16 protein-coding genes are annotated in these 18,912 nt (G+C 58.8%); 8 read left to right on the plus strand and 8 right to left on the minus strand.

Features of this window, described 5'->3' with window-relative positions; genetic code table 11:
- Positions 1-53 precede the first annotated feature (53 nt).
- From coaBC to GS646_RS02120, 4 genes are all read left to right on the plus strand, one after another.
- Positions 54-1,250 carry a bifunctional phosphopantothenoylcysteine decarboxylase/phosphopantothenate--cysteine ligase CoaBC gene (coaBC, locus tag GS646_RS02105; RefSeq protein ID WP_171184019.1) on the plus strand — a complete coding sequence of 399 codons (1,197 nt, stop codon included), beginning with the start codon at positions 54-56 and terminating at the stop codon, positions 1,248-1,250.
- 15 nt (positions 1,251-1,265) lie between these two features.
- The gene (dut, locus tag GS646_RS02110; protein WP_171184020.1) at positions 1,266-1,721 is read left to right on the plus strand and encodes a dUTP diphosphatase; all 456 of its coding nucleotides are present in this window, start codon (positions 1,266-1,268) and stop codon (positions 1,719-1,721) included.
- Positions 1,721-2,770 (plus strand): molybdopterin-synthase adenylyltransferase MoeB, encoded by a 1,050-nt coding sequence (locus tag GS646_RS02115; protein WP_171184022.1) that lies wholly within the window; start codon positions 1,721-1,723, stop codon positions 2,768-2,770. Before dut ends, GS646_RS02115 begins: the two co-directional genes overlap by 1 nt.
- A 75-nt stretch (positions 2,771-2,845) precedes the next feature.
- Positions 2,846-4,861 carry a M3 family metallopeptidase gene (locus GS646_RS02120; RefSeq protein WP_171647364.1) on the plus strand — a complete coding sequence of 672 codons (2,016 nt, stop codon included), beginning with the start codon at positions 2,846-2,848 and terminating at the stop codon, positions 4,859-4,861.
- A gap of 2 nt (positions 4,862-4,863) precedes the next feature.
- Here GS646_RS02120 and GS646_RS02125 read toward each other — a convergent pair whose 3' ends face one another.
- Genes GS646_RS02125 through GS646_RS02150 form a run of 6 tightly spaced genes read right to left on the minus strand, consistent with a single transcriptional unit; the run spans position 4,864 to position 11,430 of the window.
- Entirely contained in the window at positions 4,864-5,796 is a 933-nt protein-coding gene (locus GS646_RS02125; protein ID WP_171647362.1) for a glyoxylate/hydroxypyruvate reductase A, read from the minus strand.
- A gap of 15 nt (positions 5,797-5,811) precedes the next feature.
- Positions 5,812-6,951: a rod shape-determining protein RodA gene (gene rodA / locus GS646_RS02130; RefSeq protein WP_171093572.1), complete on the minus strand. Its 1,140-nt coding sequence runs from the start codon at positions 6,949-6,951 to the stop codon at positions 5,812-5,814.
- Positions 6,948-8,897 carry a penicillin-binding protein 2 gene (mrdA, locus tag GS646_RS02135; protein ID WP_171647360.1) on the minus strand — a complete coding sequence of 650 codons (1,950 nt, stop codon included), beginning with the start codon at positions 8,895-8,897 and terminating at the stop codon, positions 6,948-6,950. Before mrdA ends, rodA begins: the two co-directional genes overlap by 4 nt.
- Complete coding sequence (locus GS646_RS02140; protein WP_171647358.1) at positions 8,894-9,430, minus strand: rod shape-determining protein MreD; 537 nt, start codon at positions 9,428-9,430, stop codon at positions 8,894-8,896. Before GS646_RS02140 ends, mrdA begins: the two co-directional genes overlap by 4 nt.
- The gene (mreC, locus tag GS646_RS02145) at positions 9,423-10,325 is read right to left on the minus strand and encodes a rod shape-determining protein MreC (protein ID WP_171184035.1); all 903 of its coding nucleotides are present in this window, start codon (positions 10,323-10,325) and stop codon (positions 9,423-9,425) included. The genes GS646_RS02140 and mreC overlap by 8 nt, the downstream gene beginning before the upstream one ends.
- 58 nt (positions 10,326-10,383) lie before the next feature.
- Positions 10,384-11,430: a rod shape-determining protein gene (locus tag GS646_RS02150; protein WP_039523195.1), complete on the minus strand. Its 1,047-nt coding sequence runs from the start codon at positions 11,428-11,430 to the stop codon at positions 10,384-10,386.
- 155 nt (positions 11,431-11,585) lie between these two features.
- Between GS646_RS02150 and GS646_RS02155 the strand changes: the two genes are divergently transcribed.
- Entirely contained in the window at positions 11,586-12,371 is a 786-nt protein-coding gene (locus GS646_RS02155; RefSeq protein ID WP_171184036.1) for a 23S rRNA (adenine(2030)-N(6))-methyltransferase RlmJ, read from the plus strand.
- Between the two features lie 155 nt (positions 12,372-12,526).
- Here GS646_RS02155 and GS646_RS02160 read toward each other — a convergent pair whose 3' ends face one another.
- Positions 12,527-14,095: a 2-isopropylmalate synthase gene (locus GS646_RS02160; protein WP_171184038.1), complete on the minus strand. Its 1,569-nt coding sequence runs from the start codon at positions 14,093-14,095 to the stop codon at positions 12,527-12,529.
- Between the two features lie 291 nt (positions 14,096-14,386).
- On the opposite strand from GS646_RS02160, the gene GS646_RS02165 reads away from it, so the two are divergent.
- Positions 14,387-15,052: an SDR family NAD(P)-dependent oxidoreductase gene (locus GS646_RS02165; protein WP_171184040.1), complete on the plus strand. Its 666-nt coding sequence runs from the start codon at positions 14,387-14,389 to the stop codon at positions 15,050-15,052.
- A 4-nt stretch (positions 15,053-15,056) separates the two neighbouring features.
- On the opposite strand, the gene GS646_RS02170 is transcribed toward GS646_RS02165, so the two are convergent.
- Positions 15,057-16,538 (minus strand): MORN repeat-containing protein, encoded by a 1,482-nt coding sequence (locus tag GS646_RS02170; RefSeq protein ID WP_171184042.1) that lies wholly within the window; start codon positions 16,536-16,538, stop codon positions 15,057-15,059.
- A gap of 154 nt (positions 16,539-16,692) precedes the next feature.
- On the opposite strand from GS646_RS02170, the gene GS646_RS02175 reads away from it, so the two are divergent.
- Positions 16,693-18,351, plus strand: a complete 1,659-nt coding sequence (locus tag GS646_RS02175; RefSeq protein ID WP_171184044.1) for an NAD+ synthase — start codon at positions 16,693-16,695, stop codon at positions 18,349-18,351.
- A 315-nt stretch (positions 18,352-18,666) separates the two neighbouring features.
- Positions 18,667-18,891: a hypothetical protein gene (locus GS646_RS02180; protein WP_171093553.1), complete on the plus strand. Its 225-nt coding sequence runs from the start codon at positions 18,667-18,669 to the stop codon at positions 18,889-18,891.
- The last annotated feature ends 21 nt before the right edge of the window (positions 18,892-18,912 follow it).

Raw genomic sequence — 18,912 nt, forward strand, 5'->3', positions numbered from 1 at the left:
TACCTGCTGGCCTTGCCTAATGTCGGGGCCGACCGGGACGGGAAGGGCTGAACATGCTGTCATCCAAACGCATTTTGCTGATCATTGGCGGGGGGATTGCGGCCTATAAGTCGCTGGATCTGATCCGCAGGCTGCGCGAGCGTGGAGCGGCTGTGACACCCGTTCTGACCCGCGCAGCGGAAGAGTTTGTAACCCCCTTGTCCGTGTCCGCACTTGCAGGCGAAAAAGTCTATCGCGATCTGTTCGATCTGACCGATGAGGCTGAGATGGGGCATATTCAGCTCTCACGCTCGGCCGATTTGATCGTCGTGGCCCCTGCAACGGCGGATCTGATGGGCAAGATGGCCTCTGGGCTGGCCAACGATCTGGCATCGACCGTTCTGATGGCGACTGACACGCCTGTTCTTTGCGCGCCCGCGATGAATGTACGGATGTGGGATCACCCGGCAACGCAACGCAACCTAAAGCAGCTGCAGGCGGATGGGGTGCGTTTTGTTGGGCCAAATGAAGGCGACATGGCCTGCGGCGAATACGGTCCGGGCCGCATGTCCGAGCCGTTGGAAATCGTTGCGGCGATTGAGGCTCAACTGACAGCGGGACCTTTGGCTGGAAAACGTGTGCTCGTGACCTCCGGCCCCACGCACGAACCGATTGATCCTGTGCGCTATATCGCGAACCGGTCGTCCGGTGCGCAAGGCTCCGCTGTGGCACAAGCGCTGGCGGATTTGGGGGCCGAGGTGATCTTTGTTACCGGTCCCGCAGATGTGCCCCCTCCGGCAGGTGTACAGGTCGTACCGGTCGAGACGGCGCAACAGATGTCTGACGCGGTCGATGCCGCTCTGCCCGTCGATGCGGGCGTGTTCGCGGCGGCGGTCGCCGATTGGCGTGTGGCAAGCGCATCGGACAAGAAACTGAAGAAAAGCCGGGATGGCCTGCCGGTTCTGGAATTTGCCGAAAACCCGGACATTCTGAAACGTGTATCCCAGATGGATGTGGGCCGCCCGCCGCTGGTGGTGGGCTTTGCGGCGGAAACGGACGATGTGGTTGAACACGCCACCGCCAAGCGCCTTCGCAAAGGCTGCGATTGGATCGTTGCGAACGATGTCAGCCCGGCAACCGGCATCATGGGTGGGTCCGAGAATGCGGTCATTCTGATCTCGGGCAGTGGCGCCGAAGAATGGCCGCGCTTGGGCAAGGACGAAGTTGCCCGGCGTCTGGCGGCAAAGATCGCGGACGCATTGGCAGACTGAAGGAAAGGCAAGGGCATGGTTGCAATTCGAGTGATCCGCGAAGACGGCGCAGACCCGGCTATCGCGCTTCCGTCTTACGAAACGGCTGGTGCCGCCGGTGCGGATGTGCGCGCCAACTTGCCAGGTGGCACCCCTGTCGTGTTGGAACCCGGCCAACGCGCTCTCGTGCCAACCGGCCTGCGCATCGAAATACCTCAGGGGTACGAGGTTCAGGTCCGTCCTCGCTCGGGCCTTGCACTGAAACACGGGATTACACTGCCCAACACGCCAGGCACCATCGACAGTGACTATCGCGGACCCTTGGGGGTGATCGTGATGAACGCGGGCCAGGACCGGTTCGAGATTGTTCATGGCGAGCGCATCGCGCAACTGGTAGTCGCTCCGGTCGTGCAAGCCACATTCGAACTGGCTGATGAATTGGGTGAAACCGGTCGCGGGTCCGGCGGCTTTGGCTCAACCGGGCGCGGTTGATGCTGCTGGTTTTTGTTCTGGCCGCGGGACTTTGGGGTGTTGGCTATATCGCCGGCACGTCAAAAACAGCGCGTGTGGTTTCGGTCAGTGTGCTGTTAGCCGGAGTGATCCTGTCTCATCTGATCTTGCCAGACGGGCATCCGCTGCGTCAGGCGACAGGCGGCTCGGCGGCAATGTGGCTGATCCTTGTGGGTTTCGGCGCGATTGTTTTGGTGTATGGCAGGGGGCTGAAGGCTTTGCGCAATCGCGCAAAGCCCGTTTCAGATCAGGAACCTGCCATGCCCATCGACCGATTTACCGAGACCGAGTTGGACCGCTATGCCCGCCATATTGTTTTGCGCGAATTGGGCGGTCCGGGGCAGAAAAAGCTGAAAAAAGCACGGGTTCTTGTGATTGGCGCGGGTGGTTTGGGTGCCCCGGCTTTGCAATATCTGGCTGCAGCGGGTGTGGGCACAATCGGTGTCATAGATGATGACGTTGTCGAGAACGCCAACCTGCAGCGGCAGGTCATTCACCGGGACACAGATATCGGCATGCCCAAGGTTTTCTCGGCACAGCAGGCGATGGAGGCGCAGAACCCGAACGTGGTGGTTCTGCCCTATCATCGCCGGTTGGGCGATGAGATTGCGGCCGATCTGTTTGCCGATTTCGACCTGATCCTTGACGGGACCGATAATTTTGACACGCGCTATCTGGCCAACCGCACGGCCGTCGCGCTGGGCAAACCTCTGATCTCGGGGGCTTTGTCGCAGTGGGAAGGGCAGCTGAGTGTGTTCGACCCGGCCTATGGCACCCCGTGCTATCAGTGCATTTTCCCCGAGGCGCCAGCCCCCGGTCTGGCCCCGTCCTGTTCCGAAGCCGGGGTGATCGGCCCCTTGCCCGGCGTTGTTGGGTCGATGATGGCGGTTGAGGCGATCAAGGTGATCACGGGCGCAGGCATGGCTTTGCGTGGCGAGATGCTGATCTATGACGCTCTGTACGGCGAAAGCCGCAAGATAACGCTGACCCGTCGCGCCGATTGCCCAGTCTGCGGCACCGCGAACGATTAACCTTTCTTTACGCAGGCTTTGGGTTCTGGAACACCCGGCCTTGGCGACTTAGCTATAGGGTCAAAGGAGATCCGAATGACCAACCCGATCCTGTCCAGCTGGACCACCCCGTTTGAAATTGCCCCCTTTGCCGAAATCTCGGACGATGATTTCGCCCCGGCGCTGGATCAGGCAATGACGGCGCATAACGATCAGATCGCGGCGATTGCCGAGAATTCTGACGCTCCGACCTTTGCCAATACGATTGAGGCTTTGGAGGCTGCGGGCGAGCAGTTGGACAAGGTTCTGTCGGTCTTTTTCACGGTTGCAGGGGCAGACAGCAATCCCAGACGGGAAGAGTTGCAGCGAGAGTTCTCCCCCAAGCTGTCGGCACATTTTTCCGGCATTTCCTCGAACAAGGCGCTGTTCAAACGCGTGGCCGATCTATGGGCGCGGCGCGATGATCTGAACTTGACAGAAGAACAGGCGCGTGTGCTGATGTTGACCCATCGCGGTTTCGTGCGTGCTGGCGCAGCACTGGCAGGGGAAGACGATACCCGGATGCAAGAGATCAAGTCGCGCCTCGCCTCTTTGGGGACGTCCTTTACTCAAAACCTGTTGGCAGATGAGCGGGACTGGTTCATGGACCTGACCGAAGAGGATCTGCAGGGCCTGCCGGATTTCGTCGTGGACGCGGCCCGCGCTGCGGGGCAAGAGAAAGAGGCACAAGGGCCAGTTGTAACCCTGTCGCGGTCGCTGATTGTACCGTTCCTGCAATTCTCACCTCGTCGGGACCTGCGCGAAAAGGCATATCGCGCCTGGGCCGCGCGTGGTGCCAATGGCGGCGACACCGACAACCGCGACATCGCTGCCGAGATTTTGGCGCTGCGTGAGGAACGCGCCAAGCTGCTGGGCTATGACAGTTTCGCCGACTACAAGCTGGAAACCGAAATGGCCCGCACACCGGACCGTGTGCGTGAACTGTTGATGCAGGTGTGGGAAGCGGCAAAATCCCGTGCCGATGCTGACGCCGAGATCCTGACACAGATGATGCAGGAAGACGGCATCAACGGCCCGCTGGAAGCCTGGGATTGGCGCTACTACGCCGAAAAGCGGCGCAAGGCGGAACACGATCTGGATGAGGCGGCCCTGAAACCCTATCTGCAACTGGATCGTATGATCGAGGCGTCTTTTGCCTGCGCAAACCGTCTGTTCGGGCTGGAATTCGCGCCGCTGGACGTTCCGCTCTATCACCCGGATTGCCGGGCTTGGGAAGTCACACGTGACGGGCAACACATTGCCGTTTTCATCGGTGACTACTTTGCGCGGGGATCGAAGCGGTCTGGTGCGTGGTGCAGCGCGATGCGGGCGCAGGCGAAATTCCCGCAGGTTCAGGCACCTATTGTGATCAATGTCTGCAATTTTGCCAAAGGTGATCCGGCGCTACTGTCTTATGACGACGCGCGGACATTGTTCCACGAATTCGGCCATGCCCTGCACCAGATGCTGTCGAATGTGACCTATGAAAGCATTTCTGGCACCTCGGTTGCGCGTGATTTCGTAGAACTGCCCAGCCAGCTTTACGAACACTGGTTGGAAGTGCCCGAAGTTCTGGCCGAATTTGCTACCCATGCCGAAACGGGCGAGCCAATGCCGCAAGAGATGCTGCAGAAGGTGTTAAACGCCGCCAATTTCGATCAAGGGTTCCAGACGGTGGAATATGTTGCCTCGGCGCTCGTTGATCTGGCCTTCCATGACGGCGACGCCCCGGCAGATCCGATGGCAAAACAGGCCGAAGTTCTGGCGGATCTGGGAATGCCACATGCTATCGGAATGCGCCACGCCACGCCCCATTTTGCCCATGTCTTTGCCGGTGATGGCTATAGCTCGGGCTATTACAGTTACATGTGGTCCGAGGTGATGGATGCCGACGCCTTCGCCGCCTTTGAAGAGGCAGGCAGTGCCTTTGATCCCGAACGCGCCAAGGCGCTGGAAGACAACATCCTGTCCACCGGCGGGTCGCGAGAGGCAGAAGACCTGTATCTGGCGTTCCGGGGTCGATTGCCGGGTGTGAACGCCCTGTTGAAAGGCCGCGGTTTGATCGCGGCCTGAGTTCAGTAGCCCAGAGTGCGATCTACGAGGTGCACAAAGGGCTCTCCGGCCTCACCGCGCCGGATATTCTCGCAAATGACCTGCGCGGCTGTGATCGGGCGGGTTTCAGACGCGATATGCGGAGTGACAGTGACGTTCGGGTGCGCCCAATAGGGGTGATCGGCAGGCAAGGGCTCGATACGAAACACGTCCAGTGTTGCGTGGCCGACGTGACCTGTGTTCAGGGCATCCAATAGCGCATCGTCATCGATCAGCGGGCCACGACCCGGGTTGATGATCCGCGCGCCCTTAGGCAGCAAGGCCAGCGTTTCGGCGTTCAGCGCGTTTTCTGTGGCAGGTGTATCAGGAAGCAACAGCACCACGATCTCTGCCTGAGAAAGCGCTTGCCGTAATCCTTCTGGACCATGCAGACAAACAATGCCGGGAATGTCTTTGGCGGTACGGCTCCAACCGGAGACTTGAAAGTTCAGCGCTGTCAGGGCTCGGGCTGCGGCCTCACCCAACGTGCCCAATCCCAAAATACAGACGTTACGCTCTTGGGCCAAGGGCGGGGCAGCAGGGGTCCAGACGCCATCCTGAACGGTAATGTGCTGGTCCATGCCCAGATGGTAGCGCAGGACGTGGCCCACAACCCATTCGGTCATGCCCTGCGTCAGCCCGTGATCCACCATCCGCGCCAATGGGACAGTCAGCGTTTCATTATCCGCGATCTTCTCGACACCTGCCCAAAGGCTCAACACCGCTTTCAATCGCGTATAGGGGGTGAAGTCTTGCAAACCGCCATTCGGAGCATAGACGACATAGTCCACTTGATCCGGCTCAAACTCGGTGCTCAGCCGTGCGTCGACATTGGCCTCTGCCAGGAAATTGGTCAGCAGCGGCTCATACACGGGCCAAAGCGCAGGGCGCGCGGAAAACAGGACGTTTGCGGGCATCGGGGGCCTTTCAGATCAACGGGGGCGGTGGATATGTGCGCTTTGTACGATGCCAAACGCGGCCATCAGCACCAACATGGCCGAGCCGCCATAGCTGACCATTGGCAGCGGCACACCAACGACCGGCGCCATGCCCATCACCATCGACATATTGACGGCGAAGAACAGGAAAAAGTTCAGCGCAATGCCCAGAGTGACCAGCGAAGAAAACCGATCCTTGGTCGCAAGCGCTGTAACCATGCAGAATACAAGGATCAGCGCGTACAGGATTAACAGGGTGATGCCGCCGACAAAGCCGAACTCTTCCGCCAGCGTCGTGAAAATGAAGTCGGTGTGCTTTTCAGGCAGGAAGTTCAACCGGGACTGTGTCCCTTGCATGAACCCACGTCCATTCCAGCCCCCGGACCCAAGGGCGATCTTGGACTGGGTGATGTGATACCCGGCCCCAAGTGGGTCGGTCGAAGGGTCCAGAAAGGTGTCAATCCGGCGGAACTGATAGTCCTTGAGCAATTGCCATTCGGTCCCGCGGCTGTTGAACACAGCGGCGATCAAACCTACCACCGCAGCGATAACAGCCGCAAAATACGCCCAGTGGACGCCTGCGAGGAACATCAAGCCGCCGCCTGCCGCCAACAACAGGATCGACGTGCCCAGATCGGGTTGTTTCAGAACCAGCAGGGTAGGCAATATGATCAGGGCCACCGGAATAAAGACCCATAGCGGTCGGGACGTCTTGTGGGATGGCAGCCAGTCGTAATAGGCCGCCAGGACCATGACCAGCGCGACCTTCATGACCTCTGAGGGTTGCAGGCGCATGAAGCCAAGGTCTATCCAGCGCTGCGCGCCCATGCCGATGGTGCCGAACAGCTCGACAAACACCAGCAACGCGACCGAACCCAGATAGGCCAGAACGGACATGTTGCGCCAGAACCAGATTGGCACCAGTGCAATGATGAACATTGCAGTCAGGCCAAGACCGAACCGTTCCATCTGCGGCTCGGCCCAGGGCGTCCACGAACCACCCGCAACCGAATACAACATCAGGAATCCAGCGCTGGCCGTGCTGATCAGCAGCAGGGTGAGCGGCCAGTTCATGTACAGGAATTTGCGAAATCCCGACGGTGTCGATTTGACCGCGTACTCAAGATAGCTCATGCGCGGTCCTTTCCGTCAGGACGCGCTTTGGGGCGACGGTCGCCCTCAAGCCGTTTTTGCTGTTCCTTGATACGGTCACGGTCGCCAACCGGATAAGCGTCGAGCGGCGGTGTGCCGTTGTAAAGGGCCTGAAGCATGATGTCCCGCGCCACCGGGGCTGCGGCCTTGGACCCCCCGCCGCCATGCTCGACCACGACGGCAATCGCGTATTTGGGTTTGTCGTACGGGGCAAAGCTGACGAACAACGCGTGGTCGCGGCGTTCCCAGGGTAAGTCTTCGTTCCGGATCACGCCTGCTGCACGTTCGGCCTTGGTAATGTTTCGTACCTGGCTGGTGCCGGTTTTACCCGCCATGCGGAAATCCTCCGCGATAATACGGCTGCGATAGGCCGTGCCACGACGGTCGTTTGAAACAGACCACATCGCTTCGCGGATATACTTGAGATTGGCGGGACTGATCTCAAGCGGTTCCCCCGCGCCGCTGGGCTGTTCAACCCCGTTGATCGACCGCACCAGACGAGGCGAAACCGCACGGCCAGTGGCGATCCGCGCGGTCATGACAGCCAATTGCATGGGCGAGGCCAACATAAAGCCTTGTCCGATGGAGGCGTTTGCGGTGTCGCCGATTAGCCATTCTTCGCCGTGGATCCTTTGTTTCCATTCCTGATTGGGCGCCAGTCCAGCGCGTACAGCGGACATAGGAATTTCATGCTTGATGCCCAGTCCAAGCGTGTTGGCCATCTCAGAGATTCTGTCGATGCCGACCTTTATCGCCACGTCGTAGTAGTACACGTCGCAACTGCGTTTCAGTGAAGTGTTGAGGTCCACCATGCCATGGCCGCCACGCTTCCAGCAGTGGAAGCGACGGCTGCCGACTTTCAGATGGCCGGGGCAGTAAACGGTGTTTCCGGGGCCGACGACTCCGGCCTCAAGCGCTGCCAACGCCGTAACCATTTTAAAGGTCGAACCCGGAGGGTAAGTACCCTGAACTGTCTTATTTGCCAGCGGGCGGTACTTATCTTGCGTCAGCATCCGGTAATCTGCGACCGAGATACCACGCACAAACAGGTTGGGATCGAAACTGGGGGCCGAGGCCATCGCGCGCAGGTCACCGGTTTCACAATCGATGACTACGGCAGCGGCGCTTTCGCCAGCCAACCGGGCCTGTGCGTATTGTTGCAGGTCCGCGTCAACGGACAGCTGCAAGTCGGCCCCGGGCTGGCCTTCCTGTCGGTCCAGCTCGCGCATGACACGGCCGGTTGCGTTGACTTCGACACGCTTTGCACCGGCCTTGCCGCGCAATGAGATTTCCTGTTTTGCCTCAAGACCCACTTTGCCGATCTGAAACCGGGGGATTCGCAGAACGGGTTCAGGGTCTTCGATCTGGCTGAGGTCGTAGTCACTGACCGGTCCGACGTAGCCCACGATATGAGCAAAGTCTTCATAGCGTGGATATTGCCGCGTCAGACCAACTTCGGGTGTGACACCCGGCAAGGCGGGGGCATTGACGGCAACTTTCGATATGTCCTCCCACGTGACCTGATCGGCCAGCGTGACCGGCAGGAACGGGGCCGAGCGGCGCATCTCGGTCCGGGCGCGTTCGATCTCATCATCGTTCAGCGGGATCAGTTCTGACAATTTTCCGATCACCTGATCCACATCGCCGGCGTCTTCGCGCACAATGACGATTCGGTAGGATGGTGAGTTCTGGCCAATGATCTGCCCGTTGCGGTCGTAGATCCGTCCGCGATTTGGGGGGATTAGACGGATGTTGATGCGGTTTTCTTCGGCCAGCAGGCGATACTCATCGGCCTGATCCACCTGCATGAACCGCATACGTGCCGCCAGCCCGCCAATGAAGGCTGCCTGCAGGCCGGCCAACAACAGCGCACGCCGTGGCAAGCGTTTATAGGCCAGGCCCTGTGATTTGGGCTTGCGCGGCTTCATGCCCGACCTCCTTCCGCGCCGGTATCAGAAACGGTCATGCGACGGACACCGAACACGCTTTGGCTCAGTGCAACGATGACCGGATAACAGGCAATTGTCAGCACGAGCTGGATCATGACAGGCAACAAAGCGGCCTGTTGCACGGACAAGATTGAAAGAACGATCCTGTTCGCGAAAAACACACCCGCGATGACCACGCTAACCGACATCCATTCTCCGACGAAACCGGCATCTTTCATACCCGGTGCCGCCGAACGCAGATAGGCTGATCCAAAGACAACCAGTGCCGCCAAAAGGCCCGGTGGGCGTTGCAGAAGAAGGTCGGCCATCAGCATCACGACAGCCACAAGCAAGGTTGGAACATAGTCGGGGCGGCGCAGCACCCAAGCGAAAGTTAGGGCAATCAGAACGTCGGGAAAAGGCCAGCGATCTGGTTGCGCATCCAGCGGCAACAAATGCAGGAACAGCACACAAAAAGCCAGCGCTGCGTAGAGACCGCGCATCGCCCAGTTATGCGAGGCAGCCTTATCCATCACTAAGTTCTTCAGGCGACAGGGCGGCTTCAGGCCGGGTTGGGCCGACTATGCCGCCAGGGTCCCGAATGATCGGGGCCGAGTTGAAGCGTAGAACGCGCAGAAACTCCAGCCGTTCGAAATCAGCGGACAGACGCACCCGCAACCGGCCGCCCGGATCCGTTGCGATCTGGCCAATCAGCAAACCAGCTGGGAAAACGCCACCGTCACCTGATGTAATAACCCGGTCGCCGGGGCGGACCAGTTCACGGCTTTCGAGGAATTCGACAACCGGTGCCGACGTGTTGTCCCCTTTGATCAACGCGGTCTGTCCCGAAGGCTGGATGGTAGCGGGTATGGCGCTGGTGGCATCTGTCACCAGAATGACGCGGGCTGTATCTGAACCGACGCCCGAGATCCGGCCGACAAGGCCGATGCCGTCCATCGTGGCCCACCCATCGACGATGCCGTCGCGCTCGCCTACGTTCAGCAGAACTGACTGCCGGAAAGGTGAGCCGCTGTCGGCCATAACCACACCGGTGATATAGGTCAGGCGCGGATCAAGACGTACATTGTTGAGATCCAACAAACGCGCGTTTTCCTGCTCCAGTTGCAGTGCCGCTTCTTTCCAGGCACGCATCAGGCGCAGTTCGCTGCGCAGTTCGCGGTTTTGCTCGCTCAGGCGCTGATAGCTTTGGAAGTCACGAACAAGATTGACTGTCGCAGTCACAGGCACCATGGCCCATTCCATCGAGGGTACAACTGCATCCACCACTTGCGCGCGAAACCGTTCAACGCGCGGGCTGTCGATGCGCCAGATCAGGAAGGTTCCCAACAGACAAAGGATCACGATCCCCAGCAACAAACGACGCAAGGGGGTTGTGTAGTCATCGCGCTGTGATCGGTCTTTTGCCACAGGTTACCTTCCCGTGCTGCTCGTGCCGAATTCAGACTGCCCCTAAAAGGTGCGCGCCTCAGCTCTCGTAGTCAATCGCGTGGCGCAGCTGTTTTTCATATTCTAGCGCCTTGCCGGTGCCCAAAGCCACACAATTCAGGCTTTCGTCGGCAATCGACACGGCCAGACCGGTCTGTTCGCGCAGGGCCAGATCCAGATCACCCAGAAGCGCGCCGCCCCCGGTCAGCATCACGCCTCGGTCCACAATATCCGCCGCCAGATCGGGCGGAGTGGTTTCCAGAGCGGTCATAACCGCCTCACAAATCTGCTGTACGGGTTCCGAGAGCGCTTCGGCCACCTGGGCCTGGCTGATCTCGATTTCCTTGGGAACGCCATTCAGCAGGTCGCGCCCCCGGATGTGCATCGACTGACCACGGCCATCATCGGGCATACGGGCGGTGCCGATGGTGGTCTTGATCCGCTCAGCCGTGGATTCACCGACCAACAGGTTCTGTTGGCGACGCAAGTAAGAGATGATGGCTTCGTCCATACGGTCGCCACCCACGCGGACCGAGCGGGCGTAAACAATGTCACCCAGCGACAGAACCGCGACCTCGGTTGTGCCGCCGCCGATATCGACGACCATGTTCCCGGTCGGGTCGGTGATCGGCATCCCGGCGCCAATCGCGGCTGCAATTGGTTCGGCGATCAGGCCCGCACGGCGCGCGCCTGCGGATAGAACCGACTGACGGATTGCGCGTTTTTCGACCGGGGTCGCACCATGGGGCACACAGACGATGATCTTGGGTTTCGAGAAGGTCGAACGCTTGTGCACCTTGCGGATGAAGTGCTTGATCATCTCTTCCGCCGTGTCGAAATCCGCGATCACACCTTCGCGCATCGGGCGGATGGCTTCGATTGAACCGGGGGTTCGGCCCAGCATCAGCTTGGCGTCTTCGCCGACAGCGAGAACCTTTTTCACACCGTCCTTGACGTGATAGGCAACCACCGAGGGTTCAGACAGGATGACACCGCGCCCCTTGACGTAAACCAGCGTGTTTGCTGTTCCAAGGTCGATAGCCATGTCCGCTGTGAACAGGCCGCCCAGATTGCCAAAGATCCCCATGTTTCCCCTGATCCTGTATGTCGGTTTTTCTACTGCCCGCGACTCGACGGTTCCGGGACGGATGACTTATAGGGTGCCATCACGCCCGGTAAAAGGGCTGATTCCGCGACAATCAGCACCTTTCCGCCTTATTGATTGGGACTTTAGAAGGCAAAATGCTCTCTTATCAACACATTTACCACGCCGGTAATCTGGCTGATGTCCAAAAGCACGCATTGTTGGCCTGGGTGCTGAATTATCTGACACGCAAGGACAAGCCGCTCAGCTATGTCGAAACGCATTCCGGTCGAGGGTTGTACAAGCTGGATGCGGAGGAGGCCGTGCGCACCGGAGAGGCCGCAGCGGGGATTAAGCGGGCGCAGCAAGAAGGGTGGTTCGGACCTGATCATCCGATGGCGCAAGTTTTGGAAAGCGTTCAAAATCGTCACGGCAATGCTGCCTATCCGGGCTCACCCCTTGTTGCGGCCAATCTGCTGCGGGATCAGGACAGCTTGCATTTTGCGGAACTTCACCCACAAGAACATGCCGCTCTGGCCTTGGCCATGTCGCCCTATGGGGCCAAGGTTTACCAGCAAGACGGTTTTGCGCTGGCGCAATCCTTGCTTCCGCCCACACCACGCAGGGGGATGCTGCTGATCGACCCGAGCTATGAGGTGAAAACCGATTATGATCGTCTACCCGGGATCATCGCCAAGCTGCACCGAAAATGGAATGTCGGGGTCATAGCGTTGTGGTATCCCATCCTGTCGGACAAGCGCCACCAGGCCATGATACGTGCTTTGAAGTCGCAGAACTTGCCCAAAGCTGTCTGTCACGAGGTAACGTTCCCCCCGGTTCGTAAAGGGCATCGAATGGTCGGTTCCGGTATGTTCATCATCAATGCCCCGTTTGGCATCGAAGACGAAATGAAGCGTCTGTCCGCTTTGTTTGACCAGCTTTGAGCAGAGTTGGGTGAAACCTGCCTATGCTCCCGCCTCGTTTGCCCGCATTAAAGATGCCGTCAAACAAGTTGGGCCCGGCAGCGCCCTAAGCGCGCTGCCGGGCCCAAAACCCAAGAAGGGACGGCGCGCCGCGGGTGCAGGAGCCCTTGGGCCGTTCAGGTCAGGTCTTTATAGCTGATCTCACGCATATCAGCACCGGGACCTGCTTTTTCGCGCCGTACGATCAGGCGGTTCAGCGCGTGGATATAGGCTTTGGCAGAGGCCACAACCGTATCCGTGTTCGCAGACTGACCGGTTGCAATCATACCGTCCTCGCTCAGGCGAACAGACACTGTAGCCTGCGCATCGGTGCCTTCGGTGACCGCGTGAACTTGATACAACTGAAGGCGGGCTGTGTTGGGATAGATTGCCCGGATCGCTTTAAAGGTCGCGTCCACCGGTCCGTCACCATGTTCAGTGGCGATAACGTCTTTGCCGTCCATTTCCAACTCGACCGTGGATTCTGCCTGACCACCTGTGCCGCAGGTCACTTTCATCGAGACAAGCTGCAGGTAGTCATCGTGCTCATCCATGGTCATCAAGGCGATGAGGTCGTCGTCGAAAACCTCTTTCTTGCGGTCGGCCAGATCCTTGAACCGCACGAAAATGTCGCGCAACTGGTTGTCACCGACCTCAAAACCCAAAGTCTCAAGCTTGTCGCGCAAAGCCGCTCGGCCCGAGTGTTTGCCCAACGGCAGAGAAGTACCGGACAGGCCAATGTCCTCTGGGCGCATGATTTCGAAGTTTTCGCGGTTCTTGAGCATCCCGTCCTGATGGATGCCGCTTTCATGGGCAAAGGCGTTCTTGCCAACAATGGCCTTGTTGAACTGCACGTTGAACCCCGACACTGTCGCCACCCTGCGTGAGATGTGCATGATCTTGGTGGTGTCGATGCCGGTGCGCCAAGGCATGATGTCATTGCGGGTGCGCAGCGCCATGACAACTTCTTCCAGCGCTGTGTTGCCAGCACGTTCGCCCAACCCGTTGATTGTGCATTCAATCTGGCGCGCACCACCCGCAACGGCCGCCAGCGAGTTCGCGGTCGCCATGCCAAGGTCGTTGTGGCAGTGGGTGGCAAAGATCACCTCATCCGCGCCCGGAACCGTTTCGATCAGGCGTTTGATCAGGTCAGCGCTTTCGACCGGTGCGGTGTATCCCACGGTGTCCGGGATATTGATCGTTGTGGCCCCGGCTTTGATCGCAATCTCGATTACGCGGCACAGGTAGTCCCACTCGGTCCGCGTCGCATCCATAGGCGACCACTGAACGTTCTCGCACAGATTACGCGCATGGCTAACCGTTTCGTGGATCTTGTCGGCCATCTCATCCATGGTCAGGTTCGGAATGGCGCGATGCAGCGGAGAGGTGCCGATAAACGTGTGGATCCGGTTCTGTTCAGCGTGTTTCACGGCCTCCCAGCAGCGGTCAATGTCGGCGAAGTTTGCCCGGGCCAGACCGCAGATGCGGCTGTTTTTAGAACGTTGCGCGATCTCGGAAACGGCCTTGAAGTCGCCCTCGGATGCGATGGGGAAACCGGCTTCGATGATGTCGACGCCCATCTCGTCCAGCAGCTCGGCAATCTCCAGCTTTTCGTCATGGGTCATGGTCGCGCCGGGGCTCTGCTCGCCGTCGCGCAAAGTGGTATCGAAGATCAAGACGCGGTCTTGGTCGGTCACGTTGGTCATGGGAATCTCTTTCTTGTCTGTCCTAAAGCCTTCTTGGCGCGCTGGCGTCCTCCTCTGAGCGGGCGCGCCGGATGGCACGCTCAGAGGCGGATTAGGATCAGTAGGCCACGCAGAGACGCACCGCGCAGGGCGGTGTCGGCACAAAGGATATCTGCACGGTTGATCATGGGATTGAGGTTATACAGAGCCCGCCAGGAATGAAAAGACCAATTTGTGTCCAACAGGTCCTGCGCTGGCTTTCTTATTCCAGACCAACTTGATTGTGCCCTCTGCGCAGCTAGCTGGATGCAGATGAAAACAGCATTGATCATCGGAGCCTCGGGCGGAATTGGCGCAGCGGTTTGTAGAGCCTTAGAGGCGCAGGGCGTCTCGGTAACGGGCTTGTCGCGGTCATTGGACGAGTTTGATCTGACTGATCCCGACCGGGCATTGCTGTTGCTGGACGGGTTGCCTGATCCGTTTGACTTGATTCTCGTCGCGTCCGGGGCGTTGGAGATCGAGGGGGCTGCACCGGAAAAGACAATTCGCGCGGTTTCAGCCAAGGCGATGATGGATCAGTTTGCGCTCAACGCGGTAGGTCCGGCTTTGGTGCTGAGCCGGGCGCATAGGCTTTTGCCCCGCAAGAGGCGGTCGGTTTTTGCGGTTCTTTCAGCGCGTGTGGGATCCATCGGGGACAATCGGATGGGGGGCTGGATCAGCTACCGGGCCGCCAAGGCTGCGGTCAATCAAGTTGTCCATACCTCGGCCATCGAACTGTCGCGGACGCATAAACAGGCGATTTGTGTCGCCTTGCATCCGGGAACCGTGAAAACTGCGTTCACGCAGAAATACTTGAACCGTCATCCAGCCGTCGAGCCTGAGGATGCCGCCCAAAACTTGGTATCCGTGATCAATGGACTTACACCAGCGGACACCGGCGGTTTCTTTGATTGGGCCGGGCAACCCGTTCCGTGGTGAGGGTTTACCCGTCGGAGGCCTCGGGCGTTTCGGCCTGATCATCCGGTGCAGGCTGTGGATCCTGGGTGTCTGACTCGCTTTGCTGGTCAGAGGCCCGGCCCGGCAAAACTCCGTTTTCCCAAATACCGGTTTCTTCCTGCCCGTTGGCATAGCGCATCGTTCCGCTGCCCTGGCGCTTGTTATCGACAAAATTACCTTCGTACACATCGCCGTTCGAATAAGTAGCAACGCCCACGCCTTCGATCTTGCCTTCGGACCAGTCGCCGACGTATTTGAACCCAGCGGGGGTCACGATTTCCCCAGCGCCATGCCGTTTTCCGTTCAGAAAATCGCCAGTATAGACGGTGCCGTCGGAATAGGTCGCTTTGCCCTTGCCTTGGCGAACGCCATCAACCCAGTCGCCGTCATAGACCGAGCCGTCCGCGCGCGTCACGACGCCCTTGCCATGGCTTTGCGCGTTCTTGAACTGGCCCTTGTATATCATACCGTTGGCATAAGTGGCCGTGCCCTGACCCTCGATCACGCCAGCGATCCAATCACCTTCATAGGTTGACCCATCGGGATAGGTGATGCGGCCCGTCCCCTCAGCCAAATCGGCAACAAAATCGCCGACATAAACCGAACCATCGGGATAAGTCAGCTCTCCCAGACCTTCGATCTGTCCCTGGTTCCAGTCGCCGGTATACACAAAGCCGTCCGTGCCGGTGAACGTGCCCTTGCCCTGGCGGCGATCATCGACAAAATCGCCCTCGTACACGTCGCCTTGCGCGTGGGTCACTTTGCCTTTGCCCTGACGGCGCCCTTCTACCAGTTCGCCCTCATAGACATCGCCATTGGCATAGGTCAGACGACCGGTGCCGGTGATCTGGTCCTGCGCCCATTCACCGGAATAGATCATACCGTCGGGCATGGTTTGCTTGCCCGTGCCATCGCGCAATCCTGCGCTGACGTCGCCTTCATACACGCTGCCATCGGCATAAGTGATCTTGGCCTTGCCTTGCCGCTGTCCATCAACCCAGTCGCCATCATAGATGTATCCGTCGGGAAAAGTCAGAACGCCTTTGCCGTGCCGCTGGGCATTCCTGAACTCGCCTTCATAGCGGGTGCCATTGGCGAATTCGGCAACACCTGTGCCGTTGATTGATCCGTTGGACCATTCACCGTCATAGCTGCTGCCATTGGCATAAACGATCTTGCCGCGCCCTTCGGGTTGGCCCTTAGAAAAACTGCCTTCATAGATTGACCCGTCGGGATAGCGGGTCACGCCCTGGCCCTGAATCTCGCCTTCAACCCACTCGCCCGTGTATTCAAACCCGTTGGGCAGCCGGTAGGTTCCCGTCCCGTGGCGCAGCCCGTTTTCATAGGTGCCTTCATAGACGCCGCCAACTTCGTCATCTTTGATGATGACTGTTCCGTCCTGTGCAAACGCCGTCACTGCGGACAGACTGAGCCCCGCTGCCAAAATCGAATATCGGATCACGTTCATTTTCGGTCCTGCCTGCCGGGTCATCGCTGGTTGCATCTTTGGAGGCAAAACTAGGATACCGTCGAGGGCAGGGCAACGGCTTTTGCCGCATTGGCCTTTTACTCGCGCGGTGATCTGCTAAATGGCAATAGGACTGACGAGGCAAGAGGGCAGCATGGCCGACCGTTTCCGTATCACTCTGGCGCAACTGAACCCCACTGTGGGTGACATTGAGGGCAATGCAGCCAAGGCGGTTACCGCTTGGGAGCAAGGCAAAGCAGCCGGTGCCGATCTGGTGGCCTTCCCCGAGATGTTCATCACCGGGTACAACACGCAGGATCTGATCCAGAAGCCAGTGTTCCACCGTGCGGCCATGGCGGCGGTCGAGGCGTTGGCCAAAACATGCGCAGACGGACCAGCGATTGCCATTGGCGCGCCTTGGGCGGAAGAGGACAAGTTGTTCAACGCCTACCTGATCCTCAAAAACGGGCGGATCACCAGCAAGGTCTTGAAACATCATTTGCCGAACGAAACCGTTTTTGACGAAGTGCGCCTGTACGATGCCGGTCCGCTGGGTGGGCCGTATTCGGTTGGGAACTTCCGAATTGGCAGCCCGATCTGCGAAGATGGGTGGCACCCGGACGTGGCAGAAACCCTTGAAGAAACCGGGGCCGAGTTTTTGCTGATCCCCAACGGATCGCCCTATTTCCGCGACAAGTATGACGTGCGCCTGAACCATATGGTGGCGCGTGTTGTCGAAACGGGTTTGCCACTGATTTACCTGAATATGGTGGGTGGGCAGGACGATCAGGTCTTTGACGGAGCCAGCTTTGGCTTGAATCCGGGTGGAGAGCTGGCCTTTCGGATGCCTGTTTTTGACGAAACTGTCTCACACGTGGATCTTGAGCGTGGTGACGATGGCTGGCTGATCGCGCCTGCCGAAATCGTTCCTCAGCCTGATGTGTGGGAGCAGGATTATCGCGCGATGGTGCAGTCGTTGCGCGACTATATGGGCAAGACGGGTTTCAAGAAGGCGCTTCTTGGTTTGTCCGGGGGCGTCGATTCTGCGTTGGTGGCGGCCATCGCGGTCGATGCCATCGGGGCCGAAAACGTGCGCTGTGTGATGTTGCCGTCGGAATATACCAGCCAGGCTTCGCTGGATGATGCCGAGGCCGTCGCCAAGGCATTGGGCGTGCACTATGATTTTGTGCCGATTTCCGAGGGCCGGGCCGCGGTAACGAATACTCTGGCGCCGTTGTTTGCGGGGCTGGACGAAGGATTGACCGAGGAAAACATTCAGTCCCGCCTGCGGGGGCTGCTGCTGATGGCGATCTCGAACAAGTTTGGTGAAATGCTGTTGACCACCGGCAACAAGTCCGAGGTCGCGGTGGGCTATGCCACGATCTATGGCGACATGAATGGCGGCTATAATCCGATCAAAGACCTTTACAAAACCCGCGTGTTTGAAACCTGCCGTTGGCGCAACGCCAATCATCGTGACTGGATGATGGGTCCCGAGGGCGAGGTGATCCGCCCGTCCATTATCGACAAACCGCCAAGTGCCGAGTTGCGCGCAGACCAGAAGGACAGCGACAGTTTGCCCGACTACCCGGTTCTGGACGGTATCCTTGAGATTTTGGTCGATCAAGATGGCTCAATCGCCGACTGCGTCACTGCCGGGTATGACGAAGCAGAGGCCCGGCGGGTCGAACATCTGATTTACATCAGTGAATACAAACGGTTCCAGTCTGCTCCTGGTACGCGCCTGAGCAAGCGGGCCTTCTGGCTGGATCGGCGCTATCCAATTGTGAATCGTTGGCGCGATCGGACCTGAGTTTCACGGCAAGGTCAGATTGCGCGGAAACAGTCGTGCGCAAATGATGTCAATTGTTCCGAAATCGCGAGAAATCGGGTGCGATTTAAGGCACTTACAGCTGCCTCAGACTTGTTTCGGTGACATTTTTCTGCCACATTTTTGCTTAGAAGTTGCCCGATGCGGGGCGGGTGCGACGCAATTTATTCGGAACGCGTAAAATTGGTTCGCGGTACGAGCGACGCATCCCGGGTTGGATGTCTGAGTGAACGGTGTGGTGGTAAAATGTACAAGGAATATGACAATTCGCTTCATGCTCCTATGCGAATGCGGACGATGGAATCTCCGCCTCAGGAGCTGAATGAAGAAAAGTTGGATGCAGCAATAGCCGATATGCTGGACGAGCAGCGGGAATTGGACGAGCAAGCCGCCGCCCATTTCCGCACAGAGTTTCCAAGATTGCTGCCTCAGAAAGATGTGACTGCACAGGCCGCGCGTAAGCAAAGCGGGCTGTCTGCGATCCTGCGCCAGAAATGGGCAGAGTTGTCCGGCGCGGCTTAATACGCTCTTTGCTGACACTGA

The sequence above is a fragment of the Ruegeria sp. HKCCD4315 genome (assembly GCF_013112245.1).
GTDB lineage: Bacteria > Pseudomonadota > Alphaproteobacteria > Rhodobacterales > Rhodobacteraceae > Ruegeria.